Origin of the sequence: Aureimonas ureilytica DSM 18598 = NBRC 106430, assembly GCF_000382705.1 — a bacterium.
In the GTDB taxonomy this organism is placed as follows: Bacteria; Pseudomonadota; Alphaproteobacteria; order Rhizobiales; family Rhizobiaceae; genus Aureimonas; species Aureimonas ureilytica.
In genome coordinates, this window is record NZ_ARQE01000009.1 from 119,187 (window position 1) to 132,333 (window position 13,147).

The window sequence follows — 13,147 nt, forward strand, 5'->3', positions numbered from 1 at the left end:
TCAAGCGCGAAGCTGCCGCAACGCTTCGCCGGCCACCATCGCCGCGCTGACCGCAAGATTGAGCGACCGCGCCCCCGGCTGCATGGGAATGACCGCGCGGATATCGGCGAGCTCATGGACACGGTCTGGAACGCCGGCGCTTTCGCGTCCGAACAGAAGCACGTCATCGCCTGAAAAGGCGACGTCGCGATAATCGCTGGCGCCCTTCGTCGTCAGAAGCACGAGCCGACGCCCCGCTTCGCGCCGGGCGCGCTCGAAGGCCTCGAAGTCCACATGCCGAACCAGTCGCGCCATTTCGAGATAGTCCATGCCGGCGCGCTTCAGGTTGCGGTCCGACAGGTCGAAGCCCGCCGGCTCGATGATCTCGATGTCGAGCCCGAGGCAGGCGCCGAGCCGCAGGAGCGTTCCCGTGTTGCCGGCGATGTCGGGCTGGTAGAGGGCGATCGAAAGGGCCATGCGGGCTTCGTTTCTTCGGCGATTGATGGGGGACGGCGGATTTGCTGAAGGCCGGCGTCATGAAAGCGCGGCCGGATTGCCTATATGAGCAGTCCTGACTTGCCTCGGCGCTCCGGCGCCAGGGGCGGATACGCGCGTCGTAGCATCGGACCGGCCTCATGTTTTCCTATTTCGAACGTCTCGTCGACGCCTTTCCCTCGGAACGCGCCAGCCCGCCCTCGACCCTGTTCGGCTTCATCTGGCATTACGCGCGCCCGATCTGGCCGCTTCTGCTTCTCTATGCGATCGGCACGGCGCTCGTGTCGGCGATCGAAGTCTCGCTGTTCGGCTTTCTCGGCCAGATCGTCGATTGGCTCTCCTCCACCTCGCGCGAGACCTTCCTCGCCACCGAGGGCTGGCGCTTGGGCATCATCGGCGGCGTCGTGCTGCTCGCGCTGCCGCTTCTGACATTCGCCTCCTCGCTCATCTCCTTCCAGGCGATCTTCGGCAATTTCCCGATGCGTTTCCGCTGGAGCGTCCACAACTGGCTGCTCAACCAGTCGCTCGGCTTCTTTCAGGACGAATTCGCCGGCCGCATCTCGACCAAGCTGATGCAGACCGCGCTCGCCGTGCGCGAAACGGTGATGAAGTCGATCGGCGTCATGCTCTATGTCACCGTCTACTTCACGGGCATCGTGGTGATGATCGCCTCGGCCGATTGGCGCCTCGTCCTGCCCTTCGTCGCCTGGCTCGGCTTCTACGTCCTGCTCCTGCGCTACTTCATCCCGCGCCTGATGCGTGTCGCCTCCGAACAGGCCGGCGCGCGCGCCGCGATGACCGGCCGCATCGTCGACGCCTATTCCAACATCGGAACGGTGAAGCTCTTCGCCCATACCGAACGCGAGGCCGTTCACGCCCGGCACTCGATGGAGGAGTTCCTCGGCACGGTTCGCGGTCAGGCACGCCTCATCAATCTCTTCTTCTCCACGCTCTATCTTCTCAACTCGGTGCTGCTCTTCGCGGTCGGCGCGGTCGGCATCGGGCTTTGGGTCAACGAGCTCCTGAGCGTCGGTGCCATCGCGGTCGGCCTCGGCCTCGTCCTGCGCCTCAACGGCATGAGCCAGTGGATCATGTGGGAAGTCTCCGAGCTCTTCGAGAATATCGGCACGATTCGCGACGGCATCTCGACCTTCACCCAGCCCGTCGCCCTTCTCGACGCGCCGAACGCCAAACCCCTCGCGGTGACGCAGGGCGAGGTCCGGTTCGAAAAGGTCGGCTTCTCCTATCGCTCGGCCGTCTCGCACCGCGCGGCCGGTCCGGTTCTCAGCGACTTTTCCCTCACCATCCGTCCGGGCGAGAAGATCGGCCTCGTCGGCCGCTCGGGTGCCGGCAAGTCGACGCTCCTGAACCTCCTCCTGCGCTTCTACGATGTCGAGAGCGGGCGCATCCTGATCGACGGGCAGGATATTTCCGAGGTCTCGCAGAACTCGCTTCGCGCCCAGATCGGCGTCGTCACGCAGGACACCTCGCTCCTCCACCGCACGATCGGCGAGAACATTCTCTACGGCCGACCGCACGCCTCGCCGGATGAGCTGGCGCGCGCCATCGAGCGGGCGGAAGCCGGCGAGTTCATTTCGGCGCTGACAGACAATGACGGCCGCAAGGGTCTCGACGCGGAAGTCGGCGAGCGCGGCGTGAAACTCTCGGGCGGTCAGCGCCAGCGTATCGCCATCGCCCGCGTCATGCTGAAGGACGCGCCGATCCTGCTTCTGGACGAAGCGACCTCGGCGCTCGATTCCGAGGTGGAAGCGGCGATCGCGGAAAATCTCTATCGCCTGATGGAGGGCAAGACCGTCATCGCCGTCGCCCATCGCCTGTCCACCATCGCCGCGCTCGACCGGCTCGTGGTTCTCGACAAGGGCCGGATCGTGGAGGAGGGAACCCACACCGAGCTTCTGGAGCGCGGCGGCCTTTATGCCTCTCTCTGGCGCCGGCAGGTGGGCGGCTTCCTCGACGCGGGCGAGGAGGGCGAGACGATCGGCGAAGCGCTGAAGGACGCGCGGGCCGCCGAATGATGCAGCGCCTTCTGAAACGCTTCGAGCGCATCGTCGACCCCTATGGCGATGGCGGCGAGGAAGCCGGGCGGCCGCGCCGCGTCGGCGCGCTCTCGCCGCTGCCGAGCGATGCCAATCGCTTCATCTGGCATTTCGCGCGCGAGGCCAAATGGCCGTTCCTCGGCCTTCTCGTCACGGGCGGTCTGACGGGCGGCGTCGATGCGGTCCTCTACGCGGCCGTCGGCTGGGTCGTGGATTCGCTGAACACGTCCTCTCCGGCGACGCTTCTTGCCGAACACGGCGGCTTTCTGATCGGCCTTGCCCTGTTCACGCTGGTGCTGCGGGCGCTCGTCCTGTTCGCGGCCTCCGTCTTCGAGCAGCAGATCATCGTCCCCTCGCTCTACAATCGCATCCGCTGGCAGGCCTATCGCCGGTTGATGGACCAGTCCTACACGTTCTTCCAGAACGACTTCGCCGGCCGCATCGCGCAGAAGGTGCAGCAGGTCGGCGAGGCGACGGGCGATTTCATCGTCACGACCCTCCAAACCTTCTGGAGCTTCGTCACCTTCGCCCTTCTCGCCTTCGCGATTCTCGGCGCGATGGACTGGCGCATGGGCCTCGTGCTCCTCGTCTGGGCCGCCGGCTATGGCTGGATCGTGCGCCACCTCCTGCCGCAGATCCGCCGCGCGGGGCGCGAAACGGCCGAGGCGCGGTCGGTCATGTCCGGCCGCGTGGTGGACAGTTTCACCAATATCCTCGCCGTGAAGCTCTTCGACACGTCGCGGCGCCAGGATGCCTTCGTGCTCGACGGCTTCCGGCGCTTCGTCGAATCCGTGCGCTCCATGACGCGGGCGATCACCGCCGTTCGCACCGCCGTCGCCGTTCTCAACGGAATGATGATGACGGCCATCGGCGCCATCGTCATTCATTCCTGGATGGGGGGCGGAGTGACGACGGGCGATGTCGCCGCCGCGCTCGGCCTCGTCCTTCGGCTCAATCAGATGAGCGGCTGGATGATGTTCAACATCAACGGTCTCGTGCGCAATTACGGCACGATCCAGGATGCGGTCGGCACGGTGTCGCTGCGGCCGGCGCTGGTGGACAAGCCCGATGCGCCGGATCTCAAGCCCTCTGGCGGAGCCGTGGAGTTTCGCGACGTCACCTTCCACTACGGCAAGGGCGGCGGTGTGATCGAAGGCTTCAACCTGGCGATTCGCCCCGGCGAGAAGGTCGGCCTCGTCGGCCGCTCCGGCGCGGGCAAGACGACGCTCGTCAATCTCCTCCTGCGGCTCTACGACGTGGAGAAGGGGCAGATTCTGATCGACGGTCAGGACATCGCCGGCGTCACGCAGGCGACGCTGCGCGGCGCGATCGGCGTCGTGACGCAGGACACCTCGCTCTTCCATCGCTCGATTCGCGAAAACATCGCCTATGGCCGGCCGGAGGCCAAGGAGGCCGAGATCGAAGCCGCGGCGCGGCGGGCCGACGCGTTCGACTTCATCGGACGGGTGAGCGATCCCAGCGGCCGGTCGGGGATGGACGCCTATGTCGGCGAGCGCGGCGTCAAGCTGTCGGGCGGCCAGCGCCAGCGCATCGCCATCGCGCGGGTTTTCCTGAAGGACGCGCCGATCCTCGTTCTCGACGAAGCGACCTCGGCGCTCGATTCGGAGGTCGAGGCGGCGATCCAGGACAATCTGTCCGCGATGATGGAAGGAAAAACTGTCATCGCCATCGCCCATCGCCTGTCCACGATCGCCAGTCTCGACCGGCTCGTGGTGATCGACCAGGGCCGGATCGTCGAGGAAGGGACCCATTCCGAGCTCGTGCGGCGCGGCGGACTCTATGCCTCGCTCTGGCGTCGGCAGTCCGGCGGTTTCCTGGCGGAGGACGCGGCGGAATGAACCTGTCGCCAGGCAGCGACAGAGTGCCCGGTGTTGCCGTCGAAGTCTGGACAAGTTCCAAAGCGCCGCATAGAAAATTGGCCGAAAACGGGCATTCGCCCACATTCGCCTGAACGTCTGATGGGGGGCGTTCGGGTGCTGACAAGGGTTCGAGGGCGAGGGCGCCCTCGGGGCCTCGAAGGAGGGGGAGGGACCCGTGAGCGTCGACCACACAAGTGAACCCACACGGCGGGACTTTCTCTTCATCGCCACCGGCGCGGCCGGCGTGGTGGGAGCGGCGGCGGCCGTCTGGCCGTTCATCGACCAGATGAACCCGGATGCGGCGGCGCTCGCGCTGGCGCAGATCGATGTCGATGTCTCGCAGGTTGCGGAAGGCCAGTCGATCACCGCCAAGTGGCGCGGCAAGCCGATCTTCATCCGTCAGCGCACGGAGAAGGAGGTCGAGGAGGCGAGGGGGGTTCCGCTCGCCGAGCTGAAGGACCCGATCGCCCGGAACGCCAACATTCCCGCCGATGCCCCGGCGACCGACGAGAACCGTTCGGCCGCCGGCCAGGAGAAGTGGCTGGTGATGATCGGCGTCTGCACGCATCTCGGCTGCGTGCCGAACGGTCAGGCAGGCGACTTCGAAGGCTGGTTCTGCCCTTGCCACGGCTCGCACTATGACACGGCCGGTCGGATCCGGCGGGGTCCCGCGCCGGAGAACATGGCGATCCCGCTCTACGCATTCACGACCCCCACCAAGATTCGTATCGGCTAAGGGAGAGGCAACCGATCATGAGCGGTCATTCGTCCTATGTGCCGTCGAGCGGCGTGATGCGCTGGCTTGACGCGCGCCTCCCGCTACCGCGGCTTCTTTATGATTCCTTCGTGGCCTTTCCGGTGCCGCGCAATCTGAACTACGCCTATACGTTCGGTGGCATTCTCGCCCTGTTCCTCGGGCTCCAGATCCTGACCGGCGTCGTCCTGGCGATGCATTATGCCGCCAATTCGGGCATCGCCTTCCAGTCCGTCGAGAGCATCATGCGCGACGTCAACTGGGGTTGGCTCCTGCGCTACATGCATGCCAACGGCGCGTCGTTCTTCTTCATCGCCGTCTATCTCCATATCTTCCGCGGCCTCTACTACGGCTCCTACAAGGCGCCGCGCGAGGTTCTCTGGATTCTCGGCGTCATCATCTTCCTTCTGATGATGGCCACCGCCTTCATGGGCTACGTGCTGCCTTGGGGTCAGATGTCCTTCTGGGGCGCGACCGTCATCACCGGCTTCTTCACCGCCTTCCCGGGCGTCGGTCATGCGATCCAGACCCTGCTGCTCGGCGGTTTCGCGGTTGACAACGCGACGCTCAACCGCTTCTTCGCGCTTCACTATCTGCTGCCCTTCATGATCGCGGGTCTCGTGATCCTGCACATCTGGGCGCTGCATGTGACCGGGCAGACCAATCCGACCGGCGTCGAGATCAAGTCCGCGAAGGACACGGTTCCGTTCACGCCGCATGCCACGATCAAGGACGGCCTCGCCATGGTCGTGTTCCTGGCCGTGTTCTGCTACTTCGTCTTCTATCTGCCGAACTATCTCGGTCACCCGGACAATTACATCCCGGCGAACCCGCTGCAGACCCCTGCGCATATCGTGCCGGAATGGTACTTCCTGCCCTTCTACGCCATGCTGCGCGCCATCACGTTCAACATCGGCCCGATCGATTCCAAGCTCGGCGGCGTGTTGGTGATGTTCGCCTCGATCATCATCCTCCTCTTCCTGCCCTGGCTCGACACGAGCCGCGTGAAGTCGACGAACTACCGGCCGATCTACAAGATCTTCTTCTGGATCTTCGCGGTGAACGCCGTGATTCTCGGCTGGCTCGGCTCGCGTCCGGCGGAAGGCATCTACCCGACGCTCGCGCTGATCGGCACGATCTATTACTTCTCCCACTTCCTGATCGTGCTGCCGGTGCTCGGCCTGATCGAGAAGCCCCATAAGCTTCCCAATTCGATCTCCGAAGCCGTGCTCGCCAAGCATGGTGGCGGACGCTCCGTGCCTGCCGGCGCGACGGCGACGCCGGAAACCAAACGCTGATGGCGCGTGGGGAGAGTATTGCCATGAAGAAAAGACTGTCAGCCCTCGTCGCGGCCTGCCTTCTCGGCATCGCCGCGCCCGCCATGGCCCAGGCGCCCGCGAGCGCGCCCGACGTCGCCGGTCAGCCGCCCGGCGCGGCGCCGGACGCCGCGCGCGGCACGGAAGCGGCCCATGCCAGCGGTGGTGCGAGCGAGCACGCCACGCCGCATTACCCGCTGGAAAAGCCGCAGCTTCTGAACTGGAGCTTCGCCGGACCGTTCGGTCACTGGGATCTCGGGCAGCTCCAGCGCGGCCTGAAGGTTTACAAGGAAGTCTGCTCGGCCTGCCACTCGATGAATCTGGTGTCGTTCCGCAACTTCACGGCGCTCGGCTATTCCGACGCGCAGGTGCGGGCACTCGCGGCCGAGTATCAGATCACCGACCCGGCGCCGAACGCGCAGGGCGAGATGTTCCAGCGTCCGGGCATTCCGGCGGACCGTCTCCCGTCGCCCTTCCCGAACCCGGAAGCGGCCGCCGCGGCGCTCGGCGGCGCGCATCCGCCGGATCTCTCGCTGATCGCCAAGGCGCGCGCCGTGGAGCGCGGCTTCCCGACCTTCGTCTTCGACATCTTCACGCAATATGCCGAGGGCGGGCCGGACTACATTCACTCGCTGCTGACGGGTTACGGCCGCACGCCGCCCGAAGGCATGGTGATCAATCCGGGCACCTACTACAATCCGCACTTCATCGCTGGCCCGGCGCTGGCCATGGCTCCGCCGCTGAGCGACGGTCAGGTCACCTACGACGACGGCGCCCCGCAAACGGTCGACCAGTATTCGCGCGACGTCTCCGCCTTCCTGATGTGGGCGGCCGAGCCGCATCTCGTCGAGCGCAAGGCGACCGGCTTCGTCGTGATGATCTTCCTGATCGGCTTTGCGATCATGCTGGCGCTGGTCAAGAAGCGGGTCTGGGCCGGTACGCCGCACTGAGGGCGTGCGACCTATACGAGACGACACACAAGGAGGCTTCGGCCTCCTTGTTTCGTTTGGGTGAGTAAAAATCCTGACAGGGACTCTCCATTCTTTCTTCAGATTTGCCCCCGCATTCTTCCGGCCAATCGTTCGGAGGACTGGATGCGGCGCCCCAATGCCATAGAGCTGTTTCAGGCCGGCATGTTGGTGCTCCTCCTCGCCTCGGCGATCCAGGGGGTCATGACCCTGTCGTCTGCGATGACGATGAAATCGCGCGCGAGTTCGACGCTCGAGGAACTCCGCACGTTCGAACTCGGCTTCAAGGCGGCGAACGCGATCGTCGAGGAGCGCGAGCCTTTCGAAGCGGCGCTCTCGCAGAATACGGTCAACGACCCCGTCTGGCTGGATCAATTGGCGCGTTGGCGGTCTCGCACCGATCTCGCGCTGGACCATTTCGAGCGGCGCGCGAAGGACACCGGGATCGCGTCCGCGATGAACTTCAACTTCCTGCGCGCGCAGCTCAAGACCGAGCGCGCGCGGGGCGACGCCCTTCTCGTCATGCCGCTGACACAGCGTTCCGTCGGTCTGCGCATGTCCGTGGTTCGAGGAATGATCTCAGCCTCCGAGACGATCGTCCCGATGCTCAGCATCGTGTCGCGGCGGATCGAGGTTGCCGACCCCAATATCGGCGGCAAGATCGCGATGGTCCGCTTGCTGGCCTCGCTCAACGATTCGGCCGTGAGGTTGCCGTCCGAAGTTCTGCCCTTCATCGCGGCGGGAACGCTCCTGCCGAGCGATGCGCAGATGCAGGCGCTTCGAATCATCCAACGCATTTACGCCCTGTGGGACGTCGGCGGCGCGCAGATCGTCCCCGCGCCCGATTCCGACGAACTGATCAAAGCCGGCGAAGCGCTGCGCGCCGCCTATTTCGGCAAGGCACTGCCCTATATCTCCCGCCAGATCGAGCGGGCCGCCTCCGGCTATTCGCGAACCCTGCCGCCGGCTCAGCAGATCTACGACATCTACGAGCCGGCCACGAAGCTCATCGCCGGCATGCGCGATCTGTACCTGGAACGAATGACGAGTGACGCCAAGGCCTTCTCGTCTCAGGCCACGATGCGCATGACGGTGAGCCTGCTTCTCACCGCGCTGATCCTGACGCTGCTTCCGATCCTCGCCTGGAACACGTTCCGCCAGGTGCTGCGCCCGCTTCTCGCCTTCCGGCAGGAAATCCTGTCCATCAGCGAGCGACGTATCACCGACAGCCCCGTCTATACCGGCTCGGTGCCGCAGGTGAGCAGCCTGTTCCGGGCGCTGGAGACGCTAAAGGAACGCGAGCGCGAGCGCATCGTGCTGGATGCGGAGCGCGCGGCCCTGTCGGAGCGTCTGAGACTTCTGTCCGTGACCGACGAATTGACGGGGCTTTTGAACCGGCGCGGCTTCGACGCCGCCCGTGACAGCGGACCGCCCCGAAGTCTGGCCCAGACCAGCGATGTCGCGCTCCTCGCGCTCGACATCGATCATTTCAAGCGCGTCAACGACACCTACGGCCACAAGGCCGGCGATCTCGTTCTGCAGGCGATCTCGCGCGTTCTGGATACCGAAGTCGGGCTGAACGGCATCGTGGCGCGCTACGGCGGTGAGGAGTTCGTGGTTCTTCTCTGGAACGGCGAGCTCGTGGAAACCCAGATGCTGACCGAGCGCCTGCGCGCGCGCATCGAGCGGACGGCCGTGCCCATCGGCGAGGGGCACGGACCTCTGCGGGTCACCGCGAGCTTCGGCGTCGCGTTCGCGGCGCGCGAGGGCGTCGACTGGACGGCGCTTCACGAATATGCGGACGAGGCCCTCTACGCGGCCAAAGCTGCCGGGCGAAACCGCGTCCGCATCACCAATCGCATCGTGTCGAAATGGTCCGATAGTGCCAAGGCGGCGCGGCGAAAGGTCGAACCGTCCTCGATCGTCAATCGGTCCTGACGAGCACCCGGCCGGTCATCGAGAAAACCAGCTCGTCCGCCTCGTCGCGGGCTTCCACATGCGTGGTCAGAAGACCCCAGCCGGCCAGCCGCGCGGTGCGCCGCTTGGCGGTGGTGGTCTGGCTGTAGCGCAAGGTCTCGCCTTGTAGGACGGGGCGGTGCCAGACGAGGTCGGAGACGCCGGGGGAGGGGCCGAACCGGAACAGATCCGCCTTTGCCTGAAACGCGACGTTGAGCGGCATGAAAGCTGCCGCCACGTGCCAGGGCGATACGAGCGGCGCGTCGTCGTCGCTCGAGACGAGCACCAGCGGATCGAAGCGCCGAGCGAAGGCGTCCGCCTCCGCCGGCTCGAAATGGTAGGCACCGAGCGCGTCCCTGCGGCCGATCTCGATCTCGTCGAAGGCGCTCATTGCGCGTCGGCTGGGCGCGTCTTCAGGAAAAGACCGTACTCGCAGGTCATGAGCACTTCGTCGGTTCCCTGCTCGCGGAGCGTATTCCGCATTCGGCAGACGCCGAGCTCGGGCCGCGAGCGGACGAGGCGCGCTTCCAAGACTTCGGCTTCGCCGACGAGCACGTGACCGGGCCGAACCGGGCGAAGCCATTTCAGCTCCGACACGCCGGGCGAGCCCTGCGAGGAACTGTCCAGGAGATAGCCGTCGCACATCATCCGCATCATCATGGCCGCCGTATGCCAGCCGGAGGCCGAAAGGCCGGCGAGCAGCGATTGGTTCGCGGCGTCCTCGTCGAGATGAAAGGGCTGCGGGTCGAAGGCGCGGGCAAACTCCAGAACCGCCTCGCGCTCCACCGTATACGGGCCGAGCGCGAACCGCGTGCCCGGCGTGAAATCCTCGAAGTAACGCAACTCGTGCCTCCCGAAACGCTGCACGCGCGAAGATAGGGGAAGCCCTGCGGGTGCGCCAGCGGGGCGAGCCCCGCCGGGCCTTGACGCTCGTTCAGACGTTGAACTTGAACATCATGATGTCGCCGTCCTGCACGACATATTCCTTGCCTTCGTCGCGCGCCTTGCCGGCTTCCTTGGCGGCGACCTCGCCGCCCAGCGTGACGAAATCATCGTAGGCGATGGTCTGGGCGCGGATGAAGCCCTTCTCGAAGTCGGTGTGGATGACGCCCGCCGCCGCCGGCGCCTTGGCGCCGCGCTTCACGGTCCAGGCGCGTGTTTCCTTCGGGCCGACGGTGAAATAGGTGATGAGGTCGAGAAGCGCGTAGCCTTCGGCGATCAGGCGATCGAGACCGGGCTCCGTGAGGCCCATGGCCTCCAGGTATTCGCCGACTTCCTCTTCGCCGAGTTGGGCGATCTCGGCTTCGATGGCCGCCGAAATCACGACAGCGCGCGCGCCCTGCTTCTTCGCCATCTCCTCGACGGCGCGGCTGTATTCGTTGCCGGTCGCCGCATCGGCTTCCGCGACGTTGCAGACATAGAGAACGGGCTTCGAGGTCAGGAGATTGAGATTGCGAAGCTCGCGCTTCTCCTCCGCGTCGAAGCCGGCGAGAAGCACGCGGGCTGGCTCGCCGTTCTGCAGGCGCGCGAGCACGGCCTCCATGATCGGCAGCTGCGCGAGCGCTTCCTTGTCCTTGCCCTGCGCCTTCTTGCGCACGCCGGTGATGCGGCGCTCCAGGCTCTCGAGGTCGGAGAGCATCAGCTCGGTCTCGACCGTCTCGGCATCAGCCACCGGGTTGATGCGGCCTTCGACATGCGTGATGTCGTCGTCCTCGAAGCAGCGCAGGACGTGAACGATCGCGTCCACTTCGCGGATATTGGCGAGGAACTGGTTGCCGAGGCCTTCGCCCTTCGACGCGCCGCGCACGAGGCCGGCGATGTCGACGAAGGTGATGCGGGTCGGGATGATCTGCGCCGACTTGCCGATCTTGGCGATGGCGCCCATGCGCTTGTCGGGCACGCCGACATCGCCCGTGTTCGGCTCGATCGTGCAGAACGGGTAGTTGGCCGCCTGCGCGGCGGCGGTCTTGGTCAGCGCGTTGAAGAGGGTCGACTTGCCGACGTTCGGAAGCCCCACGATGCCGCAGCGAAAGCCCATGCTCTATCCTCGGTTTGGAGGCGCGTCGTCGCGCCCGGCGCCGCCGCGAGGGCGGGCAGTGGTCGATGAAAGGTCAGTCCCCGCCGAACAGCTTCTTCAGCATGCCGGCCATCGGGCCTGTGGTGGGCAGCGCGGGCTTCCCGCCCGTGCGCGCCTGACGGATATGGCTCTGCCCCTTGGCGGCGGCTTTCGGCGCGGCCCCCTTGGCGCCGGTCGGTTCCTGCGAGCCGCCGGTGGCGAGCGAAAGGCGGTTCATGAAGACGGCGTCCTCGCCCTTCACGAGCGGGCCGGCGTGACGCGCGATCTCGTCGAACAGCGGCTCCAGCCATTCGCGGTCGACCTTGGCGAAATCGCCGAGCACATGCGGGTTCACCCGTTCCTTGGAGCCGGGATGGCCGATGCCCAGACGCACCCGCCGGTAGTCCTTGCCCAAATGCGCGTCGATCGAGCGGAGCCCGTTATGGCCGCCATGGCCCCCGCCGAGCTTCACGCGCACCTTGCCGGGCGGCAGGTCGAGCTCGTCGTGGAAAACTAGAATGTCGGCGGGCGGAATCTTGTAGAAGGCGGCGGCGGCCTGAACCGAGCGGCCGCTGTCGTTCATGAAGGTGAGAGGCTTCAGAAGGATCACCTTCCGGCCTTCGATCACGCCTTCGGCGATCTCGCCATGAAACTTCTTGCTCCAGGGCCCGAAGGAAAGGGCGCGGGCGATCTCGTCCACCGCCATGAAACCGATATTGTGCCGGTTTCCCTCGTATTGCGGGCCAGGATTGCCCAAGCCGACCATCAGCAGCATGTCGCGGAATCCTTCGTGCTGTGACCTTGCGGCTTCACGTTGCAGGCGCGAGCGAGGACGAACCCCGCTCGCGCCGCGTCAGTGAGCCGGAGCGGCTTACTTCTCTTCGGAAGCGCCCGCTTCGCCGGCCTCGGCCTCTTCGGCTTCGTCCGCTTCTTCGCTCATCGGGGGAACGACGGTCGCGATCACGAAGTCTTCGTCGGTCGACAGCGAAACGCCCTTCGGCAGCTTCAGGTCGGACGCATGGAGCGCGTCACCCATGTCGAGCTTCGACGCGTCGAGCGTGAAGCCCTCCGGGATCGACTCGGCCGAGCAATGCACTTCGATGTCGTGATGGACGACGTTCAGCGTGCCGTTCTTGGCCTTGATGCCCGGCGCCGCGTCTTCGTTCTCGAAGTGAACGGGGATGCGGACCGTAACGACCGTGCGGTCGGAGACGCGCAGGTAGTCGACATGGGCCAGCGTGTCCTTGACGACGTCGAGCTGGTAGTCCTTCGGGAGGACCTTGATCTGCTTGCCGTCGACTTCGATCGTGACGACAGTGGTCAGGAAGCCGCCAGCGTGAAGCTTGAGGAAGGTTTCCTTGTAGGGGACGGCGATCGGCAGGGCGTCCTGCTTGTCGCCATAGATGACGGCCGGAACCATGTTGTTGCGGCGCAGATGTCTGGCGGCCCCCTTGCCGACCTTCTGGCGCAGCTCGGCCTTGACCGTGTAGCTCTCGCTCATGACTTTATCCTTTGAGTTCGTTCAGAGGTTGTCGAGGCGGTATCCGCCGTCTGGCGGACCGAAACGACGAAAAGCGGCCGTTGCGGGCCGCTTTTCGTCCGCGCTGCCTCCAAGGGTGTCCGCGCGGACGGTTTGCCTATAACGCGCAGGCCCATCTTTCGCAAGAACAGGGCGCCGATTGCGGG

General features: G+C 65.6%; 12 protein-coding genes. 6 read left to right on the forward strand and 6 right to left on the reverse strand.

The window, feature by feature from the left end; all coding sequences use genetic code 11:
* On the reverse strand, window positions 1-456 hold the full coding sequence (locus B146_RS0118015; RefSeq protein WP_019997872.1) for a tRNA (cytidine(34)-2'-O)-methyltransferase: 456 nt from the start codon (window positions 454-456) through the stop codon (window positions 1-3).
* Window positions 457-614: 158 nt separating this feature from the next.
* Here B146_RS0118015 and B146_RS26590 point away from each other — a divergent pair, with 158 nt between their 5' ends.
* The 6 genes from B146_RS26590 (at window position 615) to B146_RS27935 (ending at window position 9,387) form a co-directional block, all read left to right on the forward strand.
* Complete coding sequence (locus tag B146_RS26590; protein ID WP_019997873.1) at window positions 615-2,510, forward strand: ABC transporter ATP-binding protein; 1,896 nt, start codon at window positions 615-617, stop codon at window positions 2,508-2,510.
* Complete coding sequence (locus B146_RS0118025; protein ID WP_019997874.1) at window positions 2,507-4,390, forward strand: ABC transporter ATP-binding protein; 1,884 nt, start codon at window positions 2,507-2,509, stop codon at window positions 4,388-4,390. Before B146_RS26590 ends, B146_RS0118025 begins: the two co-directional genes overlap by 4 nt.
* Before the next feature lie 196 nt (window positions 4,391-4,586).
* A complete protein-coding gene (gene petA / locus B146_RS0118030) occupies window positions 4,587-5,147 on the forward strand; it encodes a ubiquinol-cytochrome c reductase iron-sulfur subunit (protein WP_019997875.1) in 561 nt (186 codons plus the stop codon).
* A 17-nt stretch (window positions 5,148-5,164) separates the two neighbouring features.
* The gene (locus B146_RS0118035; RefSeq protein WP_019997876.1) at window positions 5,165-6,463 is read left to right on the forward strand and encodes a cytochrome b; all 1,299 of its coding nucleotides are present in this window, start codon (window positions 5,165-5,167) and stop codon (window positions 6,461-6,463) included.
* Between the two features lie 83 nt (window positions 6,464-6,546).
* Complete coding sequence (locus tag B146_RS0118040; RefSeq protein WP_407638565.1) at window positions 6,547-7,431, forward strand: cytochrome c1; 885 nt, start codon at window positions 6,547-6,549, stop codon at window positions 7,429-7,431.
* 144 nt (window positions 7,432-7,575) lie between these two features.
* Window positions 7,576-9,387: a GGDEF domain-containing protein gene (locus B146_RS27935; RefSeq protein WP_019997878.1), complete on the forward strand. Its 1,812-nt coding sequence runs from the start codon at window positions 7,576-7,578 to the stop codon at window positions 9,385-9,387.
* Here the strand turns inward: B146_RS27935 and B146_RS0118050 are convergent.
* From B146_RS0118050 to B146_RS0118070, 5 genes are all read right to left on the reverse strand, one after another.
* Window positions 9,374-9,796 carry a hotdog family protein gene (locus B146_RS0118050; RefSeq protein WP_019997879.1) on the reverse strand — a complete coding sequence of 141 codons (423 nt, stop codon included), beginning with the start codon at window positions 9,794-9,796 and terminating at the stop codon, window positions 9,374-9,376. The genes B146_RS27935 and B146_RS0118050 overlap by 14 nt on opposite strands.
* A complete protein-coding gene (locus B146_RS0118055) occupies window positions 9,793-10,248 on the reverse strand; it encodes a MaoC family dehydratase (protein WP_019997880.1) in 456 nt (151 codons plus the stop codon). The genes B146_RS0118050 and B146_RS0118055 overlap by 4 nt, the downstream gene beginning before the upstream one ends.
* A gap of 91 nt (window positions 10,249-10,339) precedes the next feature.
* Entirely contained in the window at window positions 10,340-11,443 is a 1,104-nt protein-coding gene (ychF, locus tag B146_RS0118060; RefSeq protein ID WP_019997881.1) for a redox-regulated ATPase YchF, read from the reverse strand.
* Window positions 11,444-11,516: 73 nt separating this feature from the next.
* Window positions 11,517-12,236: an aminoacyl-tRNA hydrolase gene (gene pth / locus B146_RS0118065; RefSeq protein ID WP_019997882.1), complete on the reverse strand. Its 720-nt coding sequence runs from the start codon at window positions 12,234-12,236 to the stop codon at window positions 11,517-11,519.
* 96 nt (window positions 12,237-12,332) lie between these two features.
* On the reverse strand, window positions 12,333-12,962 hold the full coding sequence (locus tag B146_RS0118070) for a 50S ribosomal protein L25/general stress protein Ctc (protein WP_019997883.1): 630 nt from the start codon (window positions 12,960-12,962) through the stop codon (window positions 12,333-12,335).
* Window positions 12,963-13,147: the final 185 nt, after the last annotated feature.